Below are 20,112 nucleotides of genomic sequence, written 5' to 3'. Positions count from 1 at the left end.
CATGAGCGCCGGATCGCCGGAGCTGGCCCTGCGGCGGCTGGAGCTGACCGTGCTCCGGCGGCTGGACGGCCTGCTGCACGGCAACCACCAGGGGCTGATCCCCGGGCCGGGCAGCGAGCTGGGCGACACCCGCGTCTACGTGCCGGGCGAGGACGACATCCGCCGCATGGACTGGGCGGTCACCGCGCGCACGACCACGCCGCACGTGCGGGATCTGATCGCCGACCGCGAGCTGGAGACCTGGGCCGTCGTGGACCTGTCGGCCAGCATGGACTTCGGCACCGCCGACATGGAGAAGCGCGACCTGGTCATCTCGGCCGTCGGCGCGATCGGCTTCCTGGCCGGCCGGGTCGGCGACCGGTTCGGCGCCTACGTCCTGCACGGTGACCAGGTCCACCGCTATCCGGCGCGCGGGGGGCGGCCCGCCCTGTACGCGCTGCTGCACTCGCTGGCCGGCGCCCCTCGCGGGACCGGGTCCGTGGACCTGGCCTCCGCCGTCGAGATGATGGCCGCGGCACACCACAGGAGGGGCCTTCGGGTGGTCGTCTCCGACTTCCTGGACGAGCCGGGCACCTGGGAGCGGCCGCTGCGCCGCCTCGCGGCCCGCCACCAGGTGCTGGCCGTCGAGGTGGTCGACCCGCGCGAGCTGGAGCTGCCCGACGTCGGCCTGGTGACGCTCCACGATCCCGAGACCGGCCGGACCCGTGACGTCCACCTGTCGCGCAAGGTCCGCGAAAGGTACGCCGAGGCGGCGGCCGCGCAGCGGGAGGCGACCCGGGCGGCACTGCGCCGCGGCGGCGCCGCGCACATGGTGCTGCGCACCGATCGGGACTGGGTGGCGGACATCGCCCAGTTCGTCCTCCAGCAGCGGCGTACCGCCCACCTGGCCCGGCGGCACCCGATCGGAGGACGCGGCAAATGATCTTCCTTTCCGCCGGCTGGCTGTGGCTGTTCGTCCCGATCGCGCTCCTGCTGGGCGGGTACATCGCGCTGCAGTTCGCCCGCCGTAGGTACACGGTCCGGTTCACGAACCTCCGGTTGTTGTCGGTGGTCGTCCCCGAGCGACCCGCGTGGCGGCGGCACGTTCCCGCGGCGATCTTCCTGGTGATGATGAGCGTCCTCGTCGTGGCCGCCGCCCGCCCGGCCGGCACCGTACGCGTACCGAGGGACCGGGCCACCATCATGATCGCGGTGGACATCTCGCTGTCGATGGAGGCGCAGGACGTCCCGCCCACCCGGCTGGTCGCGGCCAAGCAGGCGGCCCAGCAGTTCGTCGCGGACCTGCCCGAACGCTTCAACGTCGGCGTGGTGTCCTTCGCCCGGTCGGCGTCCGTGGTCATCTCCCCCACGGCCGACCATCCGGCGGTGATCACCGCCATCTCCAACATGACGACCAGGCCCGGCACCGCGATCGGCGAGGCCGTGTTCAACTCGCTCGACTCGATCAGGTCGTTCGACCAGCGGGCGGTGACCGATCCGCCGCCGTCGGCGATCGTGCTGCTGTCCGACGGCGACAACACCTCGGGCCGGTCCGTCAACGAGGCGATCCAGGCCTGCCTCTCCGCCAAGGTCCCGGTCTCCACCATCGCGTACGGGACGCCCGAGGGGACGGTCACGATCGACAACAGGCCGGTCCAGGTCCCGGTGAACAAGGCGACCCTGCAGTCGCTGGCGGACGGCACGGGCGGCCGGGCGTACGAGGCCCAGTCGGGCAGCGAACTGCGGGACGTGTACGCGCAGATCGGCACGTCCCTGGGCTACAAGATCGTGCACCAGGAGGTCACCCAGCGGTTCATCCTCGTCGCGCTCCTGCTCGGCGCGCTCGCGGCCGGCGCCGCCATGCTCCTCGGTTCGCGGCTGCCCTGACCGGCCGCGATCCGCTCGCATGCGGGCATTGGTAACGTCTCTCCATGTGGCACATTACTTCGAGGAGCGCCCCCAGGCGGCCAGCAGGCCGAGTGTGGTCACCCTGCTCCTCCCCGATCTGCATCTGAGGCTGGAGACCGACCGCGGGGTGTTCTCGCCCGACCGGATCGACGCCGGCACCCGCGTCCTGCTGGAGAGTGTGCCGCCACCGCCCGCCGAGGGCGACCTGCTCGACCTGGGCTGCGGCTACGGCCCGATCGCGCTGACCATGGCCTCCCGCGCTCCGGGCGCGACCGTGTGGGCCGTCGACGTGAACCGCCGTTCCGTGGAGCTGTGCGAGCGCAACGCCAAGACCGCCGGCCTTGACAAAGTAAGGTCAGCGCATGTCGACGAGGTGCCCGACGACGTGCGCTTCCGGGCGATCTGGTCCAACCCGGCCATCCGCATCGGCAAGCAGGCCCTGCACGAGATGCTCACCCGCTGGCTGGACCGGCTCACCCCCGACGGCGTCGCGTACCTCGTCGTACAGAAGCACCTCGGCTCCGACTCTCTCCAGAACTGGCTGAACGACCAGGGCTGGCCCACGACCCGTGCGGCCAGCCGGTCCGCCTACCGAATCCTCAAGGTGGAAGCGCGATGAGCACCCCGAACCCGCGCAGGCAGCTGCGGCCGACCGACGTCAAGCGGCTCAACCGGACCTGGCGCCGCGCCACCGAGTCCCGCCTCGCGCTCATCCTCGAATCGGTCACCGGCCCCTTCAACGTCGGCTCCGTGTTCCGCACGGCCGCCGCGTTCGGGGTCGAGACGATCTGGCTGGCCGGGAACGCCACCCCGCCGACGAACCCGAAGGCGCAGAAGACCGCGCTGGGCACCGACCGGCTGGTCGAGTGGCACGAGCCGGTTCCCGCCACCGAGGCCGTACGCGCGGCGAAGGAGGCGGGCTACCGCGTCGTCGCGGTGGAGCTGACCGGAGACGCCGCTCCGCTGCACGAGGCCAAGCTCGGCGGCGACGTGTGCCTGGTCGTCGGCAGCGAGGACCACGGCTGCTCCCCCGCCCTGCTGGAGGCGGCCGACGGCGTCGTCTACATCCCCCAGGTGGGCCGGGTCGGCTCGCTCAACGTGTCGATCGCCGCCGCCATCGCGGTCGCCGAGGCCCGGCGCCAGGAGTGGACGTCAACGGCGCATCCGTGATTCCCCATGTTCATGGAGCGCTCACTGACGATCTGGGCCTCCAACCGGCATACTCCTGGTCATACGGGAACTGATCCAAGGAGCGGTGACCACCAGAATGACCCGCCGTCGTTTCGCCTTTCTCGACCACCCCGGGCCGCTCGCCTTCGCCCATCGCGGCGGGGCGGCCGAGGGCCGCGAGAACACGATGACCGCCTTCGCGCGGGCCGTCGATCTCGGGTACATGTACCTGGAGACCGACGCCCACGCGACGGCCGACGGCGTGCTGCTCGCCTTCCACGACCACACTCTGGACCGGGTGACCGACCGCAAGGGCCGGATCTCCCAGCTCCCCTACCGCGAGGTCCGCAAGGCCCTCATCGCAGGCACCGAGGAGATCCCGCTGCTGGAGGAGCTCCTCGGCACCTGGCCGGACGTGCGGTTCAACATCGACGTCAAGGAGAGCGCGTCGATCCTGCCGCTGGCCCGCGCGATCCGCCGGACCAACGCCTACGACCGGATCTGCCTGACCTCGTTCTCCGACCTGCGCCTCGCCCAGGCGCGCAGGGCCGTCGGCACCCCGGTGTGCTCCTCCCTCGGGCCTCGCGGGGTCGCCGCGCTGCGGGCCGCCGCCATGGGGTCGGGCTACGGGCGGCTGCTCACCACGCTCGCCCGCGCCGGCGTGCCCTGCGCGCAGGTGCCGATCGGGGTGCGCGGGCTGCGCGTCACCACCCGTTCCTTCGTCCGTACGGCGCACGCGCTCGGCATGCAGGTGCACGTGTGGACGATCGACGACCCGGCGGTGATGCGGCGGCTGCTCGACCTCGGCGTCGACGGGATCATGACCGACAACATCACCGGCCTGCGCGACGTACTCGACGCGCGCGGGCAGTGGCACCCCCGCACGTAACCAGCGGCACCCCAGGCACCCCCGACCCCTGCGGCACGCGCCCGGCGAGGAGACCATATGACCGCCCCCCAGGTCATCGACGAGACCCCGAAGGCACGCCTGCGCGAGCAGCGTGGCTGGTACTGGTACGACTGGGCGAACTCCGCCTTCTACACGACGATCATCTCGGTCTTCCTCGGGCCGTACCTCATCCCCGTCGCCAAGGCGGCCGCCTGCGGCAAGGACTTCCCCGGGATGCCGGTGGACACCTGCGTCGCCGACTTCGACCGGCTGGCCACCGACCGGCTGGGCTTCGTCGACGTGCTGGGGGCCGACATCCGGCCCGCCGCGTTCTTCGGGCTGATCATGACGGTGGCGGTGCTGCTGCAGATCGTCGTCCTGCCCGTGGTGGGCGCGCTGGCGGACCACACCGGCCGCAAGAAGGAACTGCTCGGCGGCTTCGCGTACGTGGGCGCCATCGCCACGATGTGCCTCTACTTCGTGGCCGGCGACCGCTACCTCCTCGGCGGCGTGCTGTTCATCGTCGCGAACCTGTCCTACGGCGCGTCGGTCGTGGTCTACGACTCGTTCCTGCCGCAGATCTCCACGCCGAACGAGCGGGACCGCGTCTCGTCGCGCGGCTGGGCCATCGGGTATCTCGGCGGCGGCCTCCTCCTCGCCCTCAATCTCGTCCTCTACCTCGGCCGGGACGGCCTGGGCGTCAGCGAGGGCATGGCGGTGCGGATCAGCATGATGTCGGCCGGGCTCTGGTGGGCGATCTTCACGATCATCCCGCTGCTCGCGCTGCGCAACCGGCCCGTTCCCGCGCACGAGACGACGGCGCTGAGGTCGGTCGGCGGCAGCTTCCGCCAGCTCGGGCGGACCGTCGCCGAACTGCGCCGCTACCCGCGCACGCTGCTCTTCCTGGTCGCCTACCTCGTCTACAACGACGGCGTCCAGACGGTGATCGGGAACTCCGCGGCATACGCCTCGGAGGCGCTGAAGCTCAGCAAGAACGTACAGATCAGCACCATCCTGATGGTGCAGTTCGTGGCGTTCGGCGGCGCGCTGCTGCTCGGCGCGCTCGCCAGGAGGCACGGTACCAAGCGCACCATCCTCGCCAGCCTGGTCGTCTGGACCGTGATCGTGGTCGTCGCGGTCTTCCTGCAGGAGGGCGCCGCGGCGCAGTTCTACGCCATGGGCTTCGCCATCGCCATCGTGCTCGGCGGCACCCAGGCGCTGTCCCGCTCGCTGTTCTCGCAGGTCATCCCCAAGGGGAAGGAGGCGGAGTATTTCAGCCTGCTGCAGATCAGTGACAAGGGGTCGGCCTTCATCGGATCGCTGACGGTCACCCTGGCGCTGCAGTTCTCCAACAGCTATCGCATCGCGATCGTCTCACTCGTCGTCTTCTTCGTGATCGGCTTCGGTCTGCTCGTCGCGGTGAACATCCCGCGCGCCATCCGGGACGCCGGTAACGAGGTCCCGGAACGCATCTGAGGAACCACGCGCCGCAAAGGGCGGTTGGATCACGCTTCCTGTGGGAATCCCCACACGGTATCAAGCGTTGAACGCGGTGGAGACCGACCCCTCTCAGGCGGGGACCTCAGGAGGCATTTGAACATGGGCGAGCGTGCACTTCGCGGTACCCGGCTCGGCGCGACCAGCTACGAGAACGACCGCAACACCGATCTGGCTCCGCGCCAGGAGGTGTCCTACACCTGCCCCAAGGGCCATCGCACCACCGTGCCGCTTGCCGCCGAGGCCGAGATTCCGGCGAGCTGGGAGTGCCGCAGTTGCGGGGCCACCGCTCTCCGGATGGACGCCGAGCAGCCCCAGCAGAAAAAGGCGAAGCCGCCCAGGACCCACTGGGACATGCTGCTGGAGCGGCGCACCATCGAGGATCTCGAGGAGGTCCTCAACGAGCGCCTGGCGATCCTGCGGGCACAGCGGCGGAAGAGCGCGTAGAGGCAGCACAGCACAGAGGTCAGACGACAACAACGGCGACGCCCCCGGAGGATTCCTCCGGGGGCGTCTCGCATGCCGCGGGCCCGCCGGGACGGGCCGGTGCCTCACTCCCAGGTGACGGTGAGCTCGTTGCGCTGGCCGAACCTCTCAAGGTGGCGGCCGAGCACGTCCTGCACGACGCCGAGCGACTCGGCGTCCGCGGCGCTGGCCCGCATGACGAGCCGGTCGGCCTCGGGCGTCAGCACTCCCTCTCCGGCGGAGAAGGTCAGGCGGTAGCCGCCGTCGGGCAGCTCCTCGGCCTCGAGCTTACGGCCCAGGTGGGAGGCGAGCTGCTTGGCGTACCGGGCGGCGGCGTCGGTCGCGACGTACGCGATGGAAGTGGCCACGGCGGAGAACCTCCTACATTAAACGGTCAATAACCGCAAAACGGTCCACAGCCAGACTACTCGCAATGGCACAAAAGTTGAAAGTTCAATTATTCCGCTAGGCTGGAGGCATGTCCGGGACACGATGGCTGAGCGACGAGGAGCAGCGGACCTGGCGAGCCTACCTGGCGAGCACCCAGCTGCTGCAGGAGGCTCTGGAACGGCAGTTGCAGCGCGACTCGGGCATGCCGCACGCGTACTACACGATCCTGGCCATGTTGTCCGAGGCGCCCGGCCGGACGCTGACGATGACCAGGCTCGCGCGCGTCACCATGTTCTCCGCCAGCAGGCTCTCCCACGCGATGGCCCGCCTGGAGGAGAAGGGCTGGGTCCGCCGGGTCAAGCACGGGCAGGACCGGCGCACGACCATGGCCGAACTCACCCCGGAGGGTTTCGCGGCGCTGGAGGCGGCCGCGCCCGGTCACGTCCAGGAGGTACGGCACCGCCTGTTCGACCCGCTCACCGACGAGCAGACGCGGCAGTTCCGCGACATCCTCGCCGCCCTCACCGCGGCGTACGCGCGCGAGGGGCACGAGAGCGGCCTCGCGTCTCCCTGATCGCGGTGACGCCGCCGCTCGTCATCCCTTGGGCGCCCGGATCCCTTCGAGCACCATGCCGAGGTACCGCTCGGCGACCTCGTCGGCCGTCAGGCGCCCGCCGGGGCGGTACCAGCTCGCCGCCACCCACACGGTGTCGCGCAGGAAGCGGTACACCAGCGGCACGTCGAGGTCGGAGCGGAAGGCGTTCTCCTTGATCCCCCGGTCGAGCAGCTCGCCCCACATCCGTTCGAACCGGTCCCAGGACTCCCGCAGGTAGGCGAAGCGCGGCCCCTCCGACAGGTGTCGCGACTCGTTCTGGTAGATCACGACGGCCGCCCGGTGCCGGTCGATGGAGCGGAACGACTCGACGACGAGGCGCTCCATCGTCTCCCGCGCGCCGAGTCCCGCGCCGAGGACCTCGTCGTAGCGCGCCCAGAGGTCGTCCAGGAACGTGGACAGGATCTCGTCCACGATCGACTCCTTGGAGTCGAAGTGGTAGTAGAGGCTGCCTCCGAGGATGCCGGCCGCGTCGGCGACCTCCCTGACGGTGGTGGCGGCGTACCCTCGCGAGGCGAAGACCTCGGCCGCGGTGGCGAGCAGCTCCGTGCGCCGCCCCGCGCGCGCGGTCGCGGCGCCCTCGGCGTCACGCCGTCGTGGACTCATCTGTCATGGCTCCCTGGACGCTGACCGGAGACGGGGCAGGTCCACCCCGTCGCATGTGTACGAGCACCAGTCTCCCGTCTCCCGCGAGACGTAGGTGCCGGGCGGAGGTCCACGACCTAGGACCTTTGTCCGATATCGGGCCGACCGTCCGGGGATCTAGAACAGATGGCGTGGGGCCGCGAGGCCACGACCGAACCATCGACATCCGATCCGGCCGATCTATCCGATCTATCCGATCCGTCCAATCTGGGAGACCACCATGCGCGCCATCCGCCTGCACGCCTTCGGGCCCGCCGAGAACCTCCGCTACGAGGAGGTCGAGGACCCCCGTCCAGCCGCCGGCCAGGTGCGCGTGGCCGTACGGGCGGCCGGGGTGCACCTGGTCGACACCACGCTCAGGGCGGGGAACTACGGCGGCGGCCCCATCCCCGTACCGGAACTGCCCACCATCCCCGGACGCGAGGTCGCGGGGGTGGTCGACGCCGTCGGACCGGGCACCGACCCCGGCTGGCTGGGGAAGCGGGTCGTCACCCACCTGGGCATGGTCCCCGGTGGCTACGCGGAGCTCGCCGTACGGGACGCCGAGGCGGTGCACGAGCTCCCGGACGGGCTGGGATACGAGGCGGCGGTCGCGATGATCGGGACCGGCCGCACCACTGTGGGCATCCTCGACGTGGCGGCGCTCACCGCCGACGACGTCGTGCTGGTGACCGCCGCCGCGGGCGGGATCGGCAACCTGCTCGTGCAGGCGGCCCTCGGCGCCGGCGCCGCCGTCGTCGGGCTGGCGGGCGGCGCGGCCAAGGTCGAGCGGGTCCGCGGGCTCGGCGCCGCGTACGCCGTGGACTACAACGCGCCGGACTGGCGGGAGGAGGTGCGGGCCGTACTCGGTGACCGGGAGGTGACCGCGGTCCTGGACGGCGTCGGCGGCGCGCTGGGACGGGGCGCGATGGAGCTGCTGGGGATCGGCGGCAGGCTGATCCTGTTCGGCTGGGCCGACGCCGCGGGCGGGCCGACCGAGATCACCACCGGGGATCTGTACGCGCGCGGCCTGACCGCCTCGGTCGCGGTCGGCCCGCGGATCCTGAGGCGGCCGGGCGGGCTGCGGGGCCTCGAGGAGCGCGCGCTGGCCGCGGCGGCGACGGGCGCGCTGGTGCCGCTGACCCAGAGCTTCCCGCTCAAGGACGCCGCCGCCGCGCACGCCGCGCTGGAGAGCCGCGCGACGATGGGGAAGGTCGTCCTCGTGCCCTGATCCGGGCGGTTCACGTCAGAGCGAACCGCCGAGGTAGCGCTCGGCCAGCTCGCAGCTCCCGTCGGTGTACCCGGCGCCGAGCTCGCGGGCGATGTCGACGGCCGAGTGGGTGCCGATCCAGGCCACCAGCAGCAGCCGGCGGAACAGGATGAAGGTCCAGATCTCGGCCTCCTCCTCCTTCGACAGCGGGAGGACGGTGCGGTATCCGCGGAGCCAGGAGTCGATCATCTCGGGCACGAGGGGGTGGTGCTCGATGAAGCTGACCGCCGCGCCCAGGTCGTACAGGTACCAGCCGAACCCGCAGTCGTCGAAGTCGATGACGTTGGGCGCCCGCTCCCCCTCGACGAGCAGGTTCGCGAGCCGCAGGTCGGCGTGGATCAGCCCGTAGCGGTCGCTCCCCCGGCCGAACGCCGCCAGCCGGTCGCGCAGTTCGGTGTCGAGCCGCTCCAGTACGGCTCTCGCCTCGCCGTCGACGCCCGCACCGTCCTGCCAGCGTCCCCAGCGGGACTCCCTCCCGAGTGCGGCGTCGTAGTCCCAGTGGAACCGGTCGAAGCCCGCGGGACGTCGCCATTCGCGGGCGTGCCGGTGCATCCGCGCCGTCAGGGCGCCGAGCCGCTCGAAGTCCTCCACCAGGCGGTCCTCGGTCGGTTCGGCCCCCGGCAGGTACTCGAACATCACGCAGTGGCGCCGTTCCCCGCCGGGGGCGTCGATCGCGAGGACGCGGGGGCCCGCGACGGAGGGGATCACGCGGGGGGTACGGACGCCCGCCTCCTCACGCAGGGCCTCCAGCCAGCCGAGCTCGGACTCGATCGCCCGCTCCGAGTGGTAGCCGAGGCGGTGCACGCGCAGGATCGACCGGTGGCCGGTCGCCGGGTCGTCCACCCGGTACGTCGCGTTCTCCGAGACGTTGATCAGCGTGGCGGTCGCGTCCCCGGACAGGTCGTGGTGGCGCAGTGCCAGGCGCGCGACCAGGTCCGTGCGCTCAAGTACCTCCGCGCCTCCGGAGAGGTCGTGTTCCCGCATGCGCTGTCCTCCGAGGGCTGGGAAGGTCATCGACATTCTGGGGCACGGCTTCGGCCGGGCGCACACGGGGCGGCGCGCGAGATATTTTCCAAGTAAATTATATGCTAAACTGTTAGCCATGCCGGAGCGGAGCCATCACGACACATCCACGCACCCTCGATCCGGCACCCGCGTCAGGCCGCTCCCGATCAAGGGGGTGCTGCGCCTGAGGCCGTACGGAGACATCTGGCACAAGCCCGCCTTCAGCGTCGTGATCGCGACGGCGATCCCGTGCCTGGTGCTGCTCGCCCTCGGCCGCCTCGACCTCGCCGTCTACGCCTCCGCCGGCGCCCTCTGCGCGCTCTACTGCCACGGCCTGCCGTACGCGGCACGGGCCAGGACGCTGCCGTGGCTGGTGGCCGGGATGCTGACGGGCACGGGCGCGGCGCTGGTGACCGCATCGCTCACCGACTCGACGTTCATCCGGGTGGCCGTGGCCGCAGTCATCGCCGCCGTCCACCGGATGTTGTGCGACGCGACGCGCGTCGGGCCCCCGGGGAACGTCGTGCTCACGTTCGTCGCCGCGAGCTGCGCCTTCATGCCCCAGCCGCTGAACGACATCCCGGGCCGTCTGGCCATCGGCGTCGCCGGAGGCGTCCTGGCGCTGGCGGTCTGCCTGGCCCCCGCCCTCGTGCGACCGCACGGACCCGAGCGCGTCGCCGTCGCCCGCGCGCTGGATGCGGCGGCCCTTCTGCGCTCGGGTGCCCGCGAGGAGGGTCACGCGCGCGCGGCCGCGCGGCACGACACGGCCGCCGCCGTGAACGCCGCCTGGCACACCCTTCTCCTGCTGCGCCCGAGAACCGCCGCCGGGTTCCGGTCGCGTGCCGTACTGGAACGGCTCGTGGAACACGCCGAGGCCGCGCTCGCCGGCGACCCGGCCGACCGCTCCGAGGCGGAACGGCTTCGCGCGTGGGCGCGGGCGCTGCGCCGCGGCGGCCCGCCGCCCGAGGTGGAGCCGGACCCCGGAATCCGCACGACGCCGCGCCTTCCCGCCCGGCAGGGTCCGCACGGCGTCCGCGCCCTGATGTCCGCGCTGCGTCCGGGCTCCCCGCTGCTCCCGATCGGGGCGCGGGTGGCGGTGGGCTGCGCGCTGGCCGGATGGGGGTCCATGGCCGCCGGGGTCGGCCACCCGTACTGGGCGGTCGTCACCGCCGCCTCGATCTTCCAGGCCAACACCTCGCTGAGCTGGCAGCGGGCCCTGCAGCGGGTCCTGGGCAGCGTCGCCGGCCTGGTGCTGTTCACCGCGGTCCTGCCCGTGTCGCGGATCAGCCCGCTCACGCTCATCGCGGCGATCCTCGTGTGCCAGTTCCTGACCGAGGCGGCCATGACCCGCAACTACTGGGTGGGCAACGTCTTCCTGACGCCGATGGCCCTGCTGATGACGGAGTTCGCCGTGCAGCGGCCGCTCACGGTGCTCGTCACCGACCGCTGGCTGGACACCTGCGTCGGGGCGGGGCTCGGCATCCTGAGCTGTTTTCTGGTGCCCAACCGCTGGGCGGGCGGCAGGATCGGGATCGCGTTGCGCCGGGTGGCGGCGGCCGAAGCCGCCGCTAACGATCTGGACACGGAGGATTCCGGGGAGGCGGCGCGCGTCAGGCGGGAGCTCGCGGTGGCGCTGGTCCAGCTGCGGGAGGCCGTCGACGTCGCCTCCGGCGAGTGGTGGCAGCGGGCCCTGCCCGAGCGGGAGGTCGCGCTCGCGGAACGCGAAGGCCACCGGCTGCTCGCCGAACTGGCCGCGCGGTTGCCCCGGGTCAGAGCGGCATGATCGGGGCCGGTGCGCGCCTGATCGCCGCCGCTGACAGACTGGCAGGCCTGACCATCGAAGGGAAACCGTTCGTGGAGGACGTCGTCGCCGGAGTGCTGCGCCAGTGGCAGCGGGTTCACCCCGAGATCGACCTCGGGCCGATGGCCGTGATCGGCCGGCTGAACCGCTGCTCCGCGCTGCTCCGTCAGGCCTCCGACGCCCTGCTGGGCGAGGAGGGGCTGACCCGGCCGGAGTTCGACATCCTGGGGGCGCTGCGCCGGGTCGGCGGCGAGCTGACCCCGAGCCGGCTCGCCAAGGAGACCTTCGCGTCCGGAGCCGCCGTCACCAAGCGGGTCAAGGTCCTGGAGAGCGCCGGCCTGGTGTCCCGCCGTCTGGACGAGCGGGACCGCCGGGTCTGCCACCTCTCGCTCACCGACAAGGGCCGCGAGCTCATCGACCGGCTGCTCCCCGAGCAGCTCGCGCTGGAGGTGACGCTGCTGTCCGGTCTCGGCGACGACCGCCAGGCCGAGCTCGCCGACGCGCTCGGGGAGCTGCTCGTCACCCTGGAGGGACGGCTGGGCGGACTGATCGGCTGATCGGTTGATCGGCTGATCGGCTGATTTCAGCGGGGCTTCAGTCGATCACAAGTCACACGGTCCAGACTCGGCAACCGCGGCGTTGATATCCATCGATACCCGGATGAAGCTGGAGAAATGAGCAACGTGACCAAAGTACGCCTCTCGCCCCGGCTGGGCGCGCTGAGCCCCCGCGAACACTGGCGCAGGACACGGCTGCAGGCATACTCCTGGCTGCTCACCGGGCTCTACCGGACGGCGTCCGTCCATCCGGCCGTCTGGCGCTTCGTGGCGCGCAGTTACCATCCGGTCCTGGACCGGCTAGCCGCACGGCACGCCGAGGTCGCCTGCCGGTTCGCCGCCGTCGACGTGCCCGCCTACCGCCACTTCCTCCAGGAGGGCGGAGCGTCCCGGGCCAGGCGGCTCGCCGACTTCCCCGAGACCACCAAGGCGAACTACGCCGGCGCGTACGACGAGATCAGCCGGTGTCAGGAGGGCAAATTACGGCTCAGCGGCACGATCGTGGACGAGTCATCCGGGTCGAGCGGCAAGCCCTACAACTGGCTGCGCGGGCCCCGGGAGCTGAAGGCGATCTACCGGAACGCGGCGGGGTACACCGAACTGGTCTTCCCGGGGAAGCGGCTGTTCGTGATCAACGCGTACTCCATGGGGGCGTGGGCCACCGGCACGACCACCGGGGCGGCCATGGCCCGCATCGCCGTGGTCAAGAACACCGGCCCCGACCTGGAGAAGATCGTCGACACGCTGGAGCACTTCGGGCCGGACTTCGACTACATCGTGACGGCGTACCCGCCGTTCCTGAAGCACCTGCGCGACCGGCTCGACGCGGCCGGGTTCCCCTGGGAGCGCTACCGGATCCGCGGCCTGGTCGGCGGTGAGGGCATGACCGAGGCGCTCCGCGACTACCTGCAGGAGCGCTTCGAGGAGGTGCGCTCGGGGTACGGCGCCAGCGATCTGACCATCGGCATGGGGGCGGAGACGGGGTTCACGGTGTGGCTGCGCAAGCGGCTGGCCGTGGACCGCGAGCTGCGCGGAGAACTGCTCGGCGAGCACGAGCAGCGGCTGCCGATGATCTTCCATTACAACCCGCTGGAGACGTTCCTGGAGGTCAACGAGCGGGGCGAGCTGCTCTGCACGATCAACACCAAGAGCGTGTTGCAGCCCAAGCTCCGGTACAACGTCGGCGACGAGGCCCGGCTCGTCTCCCTGGTCCGGGTACGGGAGATCATCAGGCGCGACCCGGAACGCTGGGCGGAGTGCCGGAAGGCCACCGCGGACGAGCGGATGGCGCTGCCGCTGCTGTTCCTTTTCGGGCGCAAAGACAGCACGATCTCCTACATGGGCGCCAACCTGTACCCGCAGGACGTGGAGTACGGCCTCTACACCGGCAACCCGTACGCGGCGGAGATCTCCCGGTTCTGCCTGTCCCTGGAGGAGTTGCCGGGCCTGGAGTACCGGCCGGTGGTCAACATCGAGTTGCGCTCGGCCTCGCTCGGCGAGAAGGAGCGGGACGAGCTGGCGCGGGCCTGCCGCGAGGGCGTGCTCGCCCATCTGGCCACGGTGTCACGGGACTTCGCGGAGTCACTCAAGGAGGACCCCACGGCCGCCGACCTCCGGATCCGGGTCGTCGATCCGGGCGAAGGGCCGTTCGCGGGCCTCAACAAGCTCAAGAACGTCTACCTGCTGAAGGACGCATGAGAACCACGGATTTCAGCGGCGCTCCGCCGCAGGCGCGGGCGACCGCGATGTTCGTCGGAGCGACCCGCTATCGCGGCCCGCTCTCGATCATCACACTGAGCCTCACCTGGTTCAGGCTCGTCCGCGACATGAAGCGGATGCGCGGTTACTGCTGGCACAAGGTCTACTGGGAGTTCCCCTTCACCCTCGGCACGCTCGCGTTCTTCACCGACAGGGACGCGATGATGCTGTTCGCGCGCAGCCGCCACCACAGGAAGCTCATGCGGTGGGTCACCGAGGGCACGAAGAACGCCACCGGCGGATACATCCGGGTCTACAACGCCGAGCCCGAGGGCTACAGCAACGGCGTCTGGCGGGCCGAGGGGAACACGATGGCGCACATCCCGACCTTCACCCCGCTGTCGTCCGAGGAGACGGGACCTCCCGTCCGATGAGCGGCGGGACGCGGCTGCGGCCGGTCGAGAGCCGCCGGGACCTGCGCGACTTCCTCGGCCTGACCGACCGGATCTACGGCGGCGACCCGCGTTTCGTGCCGCCCCTGCGCCAGCAGGTCCGCCGCTGGTTCCGGGAGGGCGTCCCGATGTACGTCCTGCGGGACGGCCGGGACGTCGTCGCCAGGACCACCCTGCACACGGACGCCGCCTTCGACGCCAAGCTGGGACGCCCGCTGCAGCTCTTCGGGCTGACCGAGTTCACCGAGGGCGCGGCGGAGGCGCTCTTCGACGAGATCGTCGCGGCGGGGAGGCGGGCGGGCCGGGCGGCCGTGTTCGGACCGGTCTCCCTGCTGCCCAACCAGTCGGGCGGCGTCATCACCTCCGGGTACGACGACCGCGGTTTCATCGACAGCGCCTGGAACCACCCGTTCTATCCGCAGGCGTACGAGAAGTATGGTTTCGGCCGGCGGTTCGAGTCCGACACCTGGATCTGCCCGGTGGCCGGCGACCCCACCGCTCCCGCCGCACCCGAGCCGCTCCCCGACGGGGTGGAACTGCATCGGGGCGACAGGAAGCGGATCGGCGAGCAGCTCCCCCTCCTCCGGGAGATGCTCAACGCCGCCTTCGCCCAGCTCGGGTACTACACCGAGATCTCGGCGGAGCAGCTGGCCCGGCAGACCGACGGGCTCGCCTACCTCCTGGACGAGTCGCTGCTGCTCTATCTCACCAAGGAGGGCAGGCCGGTCGCCTTCGTCCTGTGCCTGCCGGACATCTCGGAGTTCGTCGTCTCGGCCGGGGGCGATCTCGGCCTCTTCGCGCAGCTCCGGCTGCTGGCCAGCAGGTCGCGTTACCGCCGCGACGCCGTACTGATCATCAAGGGGACCGTGCCGGACGAGCAGGGGCGCGGCCACATGCGGGTGCTGTCCCGGGAGCTGTCGCGCAACCTCCGCGACGGCGGGTACGCCACGCTGCGCAGCACCTATGTCGAGCGGGCCAACCCCGGATCGGCGGCGCAGTTCGCCGCCATGGGAGGCCGCCCGCTCCACGGTTACACGTTCTACGAGAAGGCACTCGGTTGACAGACTCCCGAGCGGCGGCGCCGTTCCACGCGCTGCGCGAGCTCGAACACGACTTCTGGCGGGCGCCGAGCGCGCACAACACGCAACCGTGGGTGCTGCGCTACGGCCCCGACGGCGTGGAGATCGGCTGGGATCCGGAGCGCGCGCTCCCGGTGAGCGATCCGACCGGCCGGGACCTGCGCCTGGGCCTGGGGGCCTTCGTCGAGTGCTGCCTCATCGTGTGCGCGGACGCCGGCATCGCCGTCGACTTCGAGCCGGGCCACCGCGAACGCGACCTGCGGGTGGGGCGGCTGGTCGCCTCGGCCGCGCCGTACGCGACGCCGTTCTCCGCCGAGGACGTGCGCCGGCGCGGATCGAGCCGGGTGCCCTACGAACCGGGACGGCTGCCCGAGCCCGTCGTCGAGGAGCTCCTGCAGGAGGCGGAACAGGAGAGCGGGGGCGCCGTGCGCCTGCTGCCCTGCCGGGATCTGACCAGGCTGCTACGGGCCGCCGACCGGCACCAGTTCGGGGCTCCCGAGGTCGTGACCGAGCTGCGGGAGTGGATGCGGCTCACACCCTCGCATCCGCGCTACCGGCTCGACGGGCTGACCGACCGTGCCCTCGCTCTCGGCCGGGCCGAGGCGCTCGGCCTGCGCACGGCCCTGTCACCGGCCGCGTACGGCGTGCTCCGCAACCTGGGGCTGCCGTACCTGCTCGCCGCGGCCTCGGGTGGGCTGCTCGACTACAACGGCGACGTGCTTGTGCTCGTGGCCCCGCCGGGATGCGACGCGGACGGGCAGGTCGCGATGGGGCGGGTGCTCCTGCGGCAGATGCTCCACCTCGCGCGGCACGGGCTGTCCACCCACCCGCTGAGCCAGATCATCGACGCTCCGGCGACCCGGGACGGCCTGGCCGCGCTCCTCGGGGTCGACGCCCCCGATCGGCTGCTCCATGTCGCACGGGCGGGGCGTCCCATCGGGCCGGCGGCCAGGTCGGCCCGGATCGTCTAGTGGCCTGTCACGCGACCTCGGCCGGGTAACCGGTCATGCGTCTTGGGCTGAGCTTAGTGGTCGGCTCCGGAAGTCCTTCGGGGGTTGACTTCCGGAGCCGATGTCGCGGGTGGTGCCTGCTCAGATGTCGGGGGCGGTCAGGTAGAGCCGGCAGGCACAGCCGAGGGCGCCTTCGGGGCTACCAGCGAAGCCGCCTGCTGTCCGCCTTGGACGGTGACAAGCAGATGGACGGGCACCACCAGCTGCTGTCCGTACGGGCGCATCTGCTGGAGAAGACCGGCGACACGGCCGGGGCGCACGAACACCACCGGCGCGCCGCGAAGTCCACCGCCAGCATCGCCGAGCGGCGCTACCTCGAATCCCGGGCCGGCAAGGTGGCCGCCCCGGCGGCCGGATTGAAGCGTCCAGCCGATGCTGACGCCGCCGGGCCCCCGCCGTGCGGTGGAGATGGCCGGGTGGCCGGTGCGGGCCGCGAATGGGCGGGCGCATGCGCCCATTCGTTTGGGTTCTCGTCCCAGATCATCCCGAGCTTGGCCAGCCTGGTGGTCGGGCAGCGCCGAGTAGCGCTGTGGAGATGTCAAGATCTCACCGTTGGTACCGACTCTCGGGTGAACGGTGCCCACAAGCGCCGCAGCCAAAGATCGAGAGGGCATGAACATCATGCAGAAGCTTGTGCAACAGGCAATTGACCAGCTGGTGGAGTCGGGCGCCGAGCTGGGCATCCAGGTCGCGGTGTACCAGCACGGCGAGCTGGCGGTGGACGCGGTGGCGGGCGTCGCCGATCCGGACAGCGGCCGTCCGGTCACCTCGGACATCCCGTTCTACAGCGCCTCCACCGGCAAGGGTGTGACTGCGACGGTGGTGCACGTCCTCGCAGACCGCGGGGCCCTTGACTATGACACGCCGATCGTGGAGCTCTGGCCCGAGTTCGGCACCCACGGCAAGAACAAGGCAACCATCCGCCACGCGCTGACCCACTCCATCGGCGTCCCGGCAGTGCCGTCCGACCTCACGGTGCAGGACCTGGCTGATTGGGACAGGATGTGTGCCCTGATCGCTAGCTCCGAGCCCTGGTGGGAGCCCGGGACCAAGACCGGCTACCACGCGATGACCTGGGGCTTCGTGATGGGCGAAATCGTCCGCCGGGCCACCGACAAGCCGATCTCGCAAGTACTCAGGCAGGAGCTGGCGGCTCCGCTGGGCATCGCCGACGAGCTGTTCTTCGGCGTCCCGGAGTCCGAGCTCGGCCGGCTCGCCCGACTCGAGGAGGCGCCCGGTACCGCCGCGATGATGGCAGCGGTGCCCGCCGACATGCCGATGGTCAAGGCCACGCCGCCCGCCGTGACCCCCAGCGCCAAATACGGCAACAACCCCGTGGTGCTCACTTCAGACATTCCCTCGGGCGGCACGATGTCCGCCCGCGCGGTGGCCAGGATGTACGCCGCGCTGCTTGGTGAGGTGGATGGCGTCCGGCTGGTCTCGGACGAGCGGCTGCGTGAGGCCACAGCCCTGGCCACGGCCGATGTCGACCAAATGGTCGGCTTCCCGATGCCGCGCGCGCTGGGCTACAACCTCGGCCGGCCCGGAGCCAACCCGCAGGAGACGCTGAGCGTTTTCGGCATGCCCGGCATGGGAGGCAGCGCGGCGTATGCCGACACCGCGACCGGCATTTCCTTCGCGCTGACCAAGAACCGGTTCTTCCCTGGTCCTTCCGCCGCGGTCAATCAGATCAGCGAGCTGGTCGCGAAGGCCGCCGCCAGCTGAGACTCTCCGGTCGGGCCCAGCCGGGGCCAGGCGGGAGCGGTTGAAGAAGGCGGCCTGGGGCCACCGAAGCGAGTACCGGGCGCGGGTGCGCGCGCAGATCGTGCTGCTGGCCGCACGCGGCTGGGCCAACGCGCGCATCGCCCGGCAGGTCGGGGTGCACCTGGACACCATCCGCCGGTCGACGACGCCCCGAAGATCCTCGCCGCCGCCGACCGCGTCTACCTCGACCTCCCCTTCTTCCCACGCGACGAGGAGAAGACCGTCTCCGCCGTATAGACCCCGCACCCCTCCAGAACGCGGCGGCCCACTGGGCCGCCGCGTTTCCGCACTCCCCTTTGGCGCCGCGTGGCCCGGTGGCCTCACGGCTCGCCTCACCGGGACGACCGCGCGGCGGATTTCACCTCGTCCGTCGATCCCTTGTGGCGGGAGACCCGGATCAGCGCGGCCGAGAGCCGGGCGAGGTCGTCATCCGACCCGACCAGGGCGGCCAGGGGGCCACCTTGACGGGGCAGGCCGACCGTCTGGGCGGCGTCGAGGACGCGGCCGTCGAGGTACGGTGCGACCTGCGGCCACACCACCTGAACCTCGCGGAGGAAGATGTCGGCGCCCGTGGGCCCGATGCCGGGAATCTCGGTGAGCAGGGCCTTGGCCCGCCGCGTTTCGCGGCCGGCCTCCTCCCACAGCCGGCGCAGGTCGCCCGACCACCGGTCGATCAGCATGTCGGCCGCGTCGCCGAGCATCGTCGACGTACGCTCGTCGTACCGCCGATAGTGACCCCGCCCCAGCGCGTCCACGCGATCCTGCCAGCTCGCCTCGCGCATCGACCGGGGCGTGCGGCAACCGGCGGCGAACAGCTCCCGCGCGGCCGCGACCGCGATCTCCGCCGAGATGCGGGCGCTCAGCAAGGTCGCGAGGACGAGGAGCTGGTACAGCGGGCCCGGCTTGTCGGCGAGCCGGATGCCGGCCTCCTCCGCGTAGGTGCGGCCGTATCGGTCGAGCAGGATGCCCACCAGGGCTTTGTCCGTGTCCGTCCGTGCCATGGGCTTCCGCTACCCGCGTGCCTCCGGCGCATTCGCGACGACGCCACGGGGCGACGCGGGCATGACGAGCCCGCGTCACTCAGCCGAGGCGGCCGACCCCCGCGTAGACCCACATCTTCTCGGGGTCGACGGGCTGCGCGATGTGCGGGTGCCATTCGGGAGCGGTCACCAGGCCCGGCTCGACGAGAGCGAAGCCGTCGAAGAAGCGCATGATCTCCGCGCGGTCGCGGGCCACCCACGGAGCTCCCGAGCGCCCGGACACGGCGACCAGCTTGGCGATCTCCTCAGGCCGGAACTCGTTGGTGACGTGGGACACCGCGAGATAGCTCCCGGGAGCCATGAGGTCGCGCAGCCGGGCCACGACGTCGACCGGGCCGCTCCCATCCGGGATGAAGTGGAGGACGGCCACCATCAGCACCGCGACCGGCTCGGAGAAGTCGATCAGCCGCTGGAGGTCCGGGTGGCCGAGGTAGTCGTCGGGAGCGCACAGGTCGGCCTGGACGAACGCGACGTCGTCGCTGGTCGCCAGCAGCGCGTCGCCGTACCTCGCGACGATGGGGTCGTAGTCCACGTAGACGACGCGGCAGCGGGGATCGACCTCACGGGCCACCTCGTGGACGTTCTGCTGGGTCGGCAGGCCGGACCCGATGTCCAGGAACTGGCGGATGCCCGCCTCCTCGGCGAGGTAGCGCACGACGCGGCCGAGGAACCGGCGGTTCTGCCTGGCCATGGAGGGCATCTCGGGGGCCAGCGCGAAGACGGTCTCCGCCACTTCTCGATCGACGGCGTAGTTGTCCTTGCCGCCGATGGCGTAGTCGTAGATTCTGGCCGAACTGGGACGATTCGGGTCCACACCGGCCGGGACGGGACGTTCGTCAGTCACCGCACACTCCTGGTCAATCCTGGAGAGACCACTATCGCATAAACGATCACATCCCGC

Annotated in this window: 22 protein-coding genes and 1 pseudogene; 18 read left to right on the top strand and 5 right to left on the bottom strand. The window is 71.2% G+C overall.

Annotation, left to right across the window (positions count from 1 at the left end; all coding sequences use genetic code 11):
• Position 1: 1 nt before the first annotated feature.
• The 7 genes from IMZ11_RS08805 to IMZ11_RS08775 all read left to right on the top strand — a co-directional run bounded on the left by IMZ11_RS08805 (position 2) and on the right by IMZ11_RS08775 (position 5,890).
• Positions 2-922 carry a DUF58 domain-containing protein gene (locus IMZ11_RS08805; RefSeq protein WP_228639414.1) on the top strand — a complete coding sequence of 307 codons (921 nt, stop codon included), beginning with the start codon at positions 2-4 and terminating at the stop codon, positions 920-922.
• The gene (locus IMZ11_RS08800) at positions 919-1,866 is read left to right on the top strand and encodes a VWA domain-containing protein (RefSeq protein WP_228639412.1); all 948 of its coding nucleotides are present in this window, start codon (positions 919-921) and stop codon (positions 1,864-1,866) included. Before IMZ11_RS08805 ends, IMZ11_RS08800 begins: the two co-directional genes overlap by 4 nt.
• Positions 1,867-1,885: 19 nt before the next feature.
• Entirely contained in the window at positions 1,886-2,506 is a 621-nt protein-coding gene (locus tag IMZ11_RS08795) for a class I SAM-dependent methyltransferase (protein WP_228639410.1), read from the top strand.
• On the top strand, positions 2,503-3,057 hold the full coding sequence (locus IMZ11_RS08790) for a TrmH family RNA methyltransferase (RefSeq protein ID WP_228639408.1): 555 nt from the start codon (positions 2,503-2,505) through the stop codon (positions 3,055-3,057). The genes IMZ11_RS08795 and IMZ11_RS08790 overlap by 4 nt, the downstream gene beginning before the upstream one ends.
• Positions 3,058-3,154: 97 nt before the next feature.
• On the top strand, positions 3,155-3,946 hold the full coding sequence (locus IMZ11_RS08785) for a glycerophosphodiester phosphodiesterase family protein (protein ID WP_228639638.1): 792 nt from the start codon (positions 3,155-3,157) through the stop codon (positions 3,944-3,946).
• A 57-nt stretch (positions 3,947-4,003) separates the two neighbouring features.
• Positions 4,004-5,422, top strand: coding sequence for an MFS transporter (locus tag IMZ11_RS08780; RefSeq protein WP_228639406.1), 1,419 nt, complete (start codon positions 4,004-4,006; stop codon positions 5,420-5,422).
• A 123-nt stretch (positions 5,423-5,545) separates the two neighbouring features.
• On the top strand, positions 5,546-5,890 hold the full coding sequence (locus IMZ11_RS08775) for an RNA polymerase-binding protein RbpA (protein ID WP_061254757.1): 345 nt from the start codon (positions 5,546-5,548) through the stop codon (positions 5,888-5,890).
• A 104-nt stretch (positions 5,891-5,994) separates the two neighbouring features.
• On the opposite strand, the gene IMZ11_RS08770 is transcribed toward IMZ11_RS08775, so the two are convergent.
• Positions 5,995-6,276, bottom strand: coding sequence for a DUF2218 domain-containing protein (locus tag IMZ11_RS08770; protein WP_228639404.1), 282 nt, complete (start codon positions 6,274-6,276; stop codon positions 5,995-5,997).
• Between the two features lie 110 nt (positions 6,277-6,386).
• Between IMZ11_RS08770 and IMZ11_RS08765 the strand changes: the two genes are divergently transcribed.
• Entirely contained in the window at positions 6,387-6,872 is a 486-nt protein-coding gene (locus IMZ11_RS08765) for a MarR family winged helix-turn-helix transcriptional regulator (RefSeq protein ID WP_228639401.1), read from the top strand.
• Between the two features lie 21 nt (positions 6,873-6,893).
• Here the strand turns inward: IMZ11_RS08765 and IMZ11_RS08760 are convergent, their stop codons facing one another.
• Positions 6,894-7,517 (bottom strand): TetR/AcrR family transcriptional regulator, encoded by a 624-nt coding sequence (locus tag IMZ11_RS08760; RefSeq protein WP_228639399.1) that lies wholly within the window; start codon positions 7,515-7,517, stop codon positions 6,894-6,896.
• Between the two features lie 259 nt (positions 7,518-7,776).
• On the opposite strand from IMZ11_RS08760, the gene IMZ11_RS08755 reads away from it, so the two are divergent.
• Positions 7,777-8,766 (top strand): zinc-binding dehydrogenase, encoded by a 990-nt coding sequence (locus tag IMZ11_RS08755; RefSeq protein WP_228639397.1) that lies wholly within the window; start codon positions 7,777-7,779, stop codon positions 8,764-8,766.
• A gap of 15 nt (positions 8,767-8,781) precedes the next feature.
• Here IMZ11_RS08755 and IMZ11_RS08750 read toward each other — a convergent pair whose 3' ends face one another.
• Positions 8,782-9,789 (bottom strand): phosphotransferase enzyme family protein, encoded by a 1,008-nt coding sequence (locus IMZ11_RS08750; protein ID WP_228639395.1) that lies wholly within the window; start codon positions 9,787-9,789, stop codon positions 8,782-8,784.
• Positions 9,790-9,907: 118 nt separating this feature from the next.
• On the opposite strand from IMZ11_RS08750, the gene IMZ11_RS08745 reads away from it, so the two are divergent.
• The 9 genes and pseudogenes from IMZ11_RS08745 to IMZ11_RS46655 all read left to right on the top strand — a co-directional run.
• The gene (locus tag IMZ11_RS08745; protein ID WP_228639393.1) at positions 9,908-11,593 is read left to right on the top strand and encodes an FUSC family protein; all 1,686 of its coding nucleotides are present in this window, start codon (positions 9,908-9,910) and stop codon (positions 11,591-11,593) included.
• Between the two features lie 71 nt (positions 11,594-11,664).
• Positions 11,665-12,168 (top strand): MarR family winged helix-turn-helix transcriptional regulator, encoded by a 504-nt coding sequence (locus IMZ11_RS08740; protein ID WP_228639391.1) that lies wholly within the window; start codon positions 11,665-11,667, stop codon positions 12,166-12,168.
• A 117-nt stretch (positions 12,169-12,285) separates the two neighbouring features.
• Positions 12,286-13,866 (top strand): phenylacetate--CoA ligase family protein, encoded by a 1,581-nt coding sequence (locus IMZ11_RS08735; RefSeq protein ID WP_228639389.1) that lies wholly within the window; start codon positions 12,286-12,288, stop codon positions 13,864-13,866.
• Entirely contained in the window at positions 13,863-14,300 is a 438-nt protein-coding gene (locus IMZ11_RS08730; RefSeq protein ID WP_061254768.1) for a hypothetical protein, read from the top strand. The genes IMZ11_RS08735 and IMZ11_RS08730 overlap by 4 nt, the downstream gene beginning before the upstream one ends.
• Positions 14,297-15,379 carry a hypothetical protein gene (locus IMZ11_RS08725; protein ID WP_228639387.1) on the top strand — a complete coding sequence of 361 codons (1,083 nt, stop codon included), beginning with the start codon at positions 14,297-14,299 and terminating at the stop codon, positions 15,377-15,379. The genes IMZ11_RS08730 and IMZ11_RS08725 overlap by 4 nt, the downstream gene beginning before the upstream one ends.
• Complete coding sequence (locus IMZ11_RS08720; RefSeq protein ID WP_228639385.1) at positions 15,376-16,368, top strand: hypothetical protein; 993 nt, start codon at positions 15,376-15,378, stop codon at positions 16,366-16,368. The genes IMZ11_RS08725 and IMZ11_RS08720 overlap by 4 nt, the downstream gene beginning before the upstream one ends.
• Before the next feature lie 206 nt (positions 16,369-16,574).
• Positions 16,575-17,057, top strand: coding sequence for a hypothetical protein (locus IMZ11_RS08715; protein ID WP_228639383.1), 483 nt, complete (start codon positions 16,575-16,577; stop codon positions 17,055-17,057).
• On the top strand, positions 17,020-18,132 hold the full coding sequence (locus IMZ11_RS08710) for a serine hydrolase domain-containing protein (RefSeq protein WP_228639381.1): 1,113 nt from the start codon (positions 17,020-17,022) through the stop codon (positions 18,130-18,132). Before IMZ11_RS08715 ends, IMZ11_RS08710 begins: the two co-directional genes overlap by 38 nt.
• Positions 18,133-18,217: 85 nt before the next feature.
• Positions 18,218-18,298, top strand: a pseudogene (locus IMZ11_RS46655) (hypothetical protein); the annotation flags it as partial.
• 205 nt (positions 18,299-18,503) lie between these two features.
• Here IMZ11_RS46655 and IMZ11_RS08705 read toward each other — a convergent pair.
• Both IMZ11_RS08705 and IMZ11_RS08700 read right to left on the bottom strand, forming a co-directional pair.
• The gene (locus tag IMZ11_RS08705) at positions 18,504-19,172 is read right to left on the bottom strand and encodes an endonuclease (RefSeq protein ID WP_228639379.1); all 669 of its coding nucleotides are present in this window, start codon (positions 19,170-19,172) and stop codon (positions 18,504-18,506) included.
• A 79-nt stretch (positions 19,173-19,251) separates the two neighbouring features.
• A complete protein-coding gene (locus tag IMZ11_RS08700; protein WP_228639377.1) occupies positions 19,252-20,055 on the bottom strand; it encodes an SAM-dependent methyltransferase in 804 nt (267 codons plus the stop codon).
• Between the last annotated feature and the right edge of the window lie 57 nt (positions 20,056-20,112).

It is taken from the genome of Microtetraspora sp. AC03309 (genome assembly GCF_020826795.1).
In the GTDB taxonomy this organism is placed as follows: domain Bacteria; phylum Actinomycetota; class Actinomycetes; order Streptosporangiales; family Streptosporangiaceae; genus Microtetraspora; species Microtetraspora glauca.
Note: the sequence above shows the minus strand (reverse complement) of the source record. Positions and strands in the feature narration are given on the sequence as shown.

Bases quoted from the DNA above. Each gene is read 5' to 3' on its own strand.
- IMZ11_RS08805 (WP_228639414.1), top strand. From the start codon at position 2: ATGAGCGCCGGATCGCCGGAGCTGGCCCTGCGGCGGCTGGAGCTGACC.
- IMZ11_RS08800 (WP_228639412.1), top strand. From the start codon at position 919: ATGATCTTCCTTTCCGCCGGCTGGCTGTGGCTGTTCGTCCCGATCGCG.
- IMZ11_RS08795 (WP_228639410.1), top strand. From the start codon at position 1,886: ATGCGGGCATTGGTAACGTCTCTCCATGTGGCACATTACTTCGAGGAG.
- IMZ11_RS08790 (WP_228639408.1), top strand. From the start codon at position 2,503: ATGAGCACCCCGAACCCGCGCAGGCAGCTGCGGCCGACCGACGTCAAG.
- IMZ11_RS08785 (WP_228639638.1), top strand. From the start codon at position 3,155: ATGACCCGCCGTCGTTTCGCCTTTCTCGACCACCCCGGGCCGCTCGCC.
- IMZ11_RS08780 (WP_228639406.1), top strand. From the start codon at position 4,004: ATGACCGCCCCCCAGGTCATCGACGAGACCCCGAAGGCACGCCTGCGC.
- IMZ11_RS08775 (WP_061254757.1), top strand. From the start codon at position 5,546: ATGGGCGAGCGTGCACTTCGCGGTACCCGGCTCGGCGCGACCAGCTAC.
- IMZ11_RS08765 (WP_228639401.1), top strand. From the start codon at position 6,387: ATGTCCGGGACACGATGGCTGAGCGACGAGGAGCAGCGGACCTGGCGA.
- IMZ11_RS08760 (WP_228639399.1), bottom strand. From the start codon at position 7,517: ATGAGTCCACGACGGCGTGACGCCGAGGGCGCCGCGACCGCGCGCGCG.
- IMZ11_RS08755 (WP_228639397.1), top strand. From the start codon at position 7,777: ATGCGCGCCATCCGCCTGCACGCCTTCGGGCCCGCCGAGAACCTCCGC.
- IMZ11_RS08750 (WP_228639395.1), bottom strand. From the start codon at position 9,789: ATGCGGGAACACGACCTCTCCGGAGGCGCGGAGGTACTTGAGCGCACG.
- IMZ11_RS08745 (WP_228639393.1), top strand. From the start codon at position 9,908: ATGCCGGAGCGGAGCCATCACGACACATCCACGCACCCTCGATCCGGC.
- IMZ11_RS08735 (WP_228639389.1), top strand. From the start codon at position 12,286: ATGAGCAACGTGACCAAAGTACGCCTCTCGCCCCGGCTGGGCGCGCTG.
- IMZ11_RS08730 (WP_061254768.1), top strand. From the start codon at position 13,863: ATGAGAACCACGGATTTCAGCGGCGCTCCGCCGCAGGCGCGGGCGACC.
- IMZ11_RS08725 (WP_228639387.1), top strand. From the start codon at position 14,297: ATGAGCGGCGGGACGCGGCTGCGGCCGGTCGAGAGCCGCCGGGACCTG.
- IMZ11_RS08710 (WP_228639381.1), top strand. From the start codon at position 17,020: ATGAACATCATGCAGAAGCTTGTGCAACAGGCAATTGACCAGCTGGTG.
- IMZ11_RS08705 (WP_228639379.1), bottom strand. From the start codon at position 19,172: ATGGCACGGACGGACACGGACAAAGCCCTGGTGGGCATCCTGCTCGAC.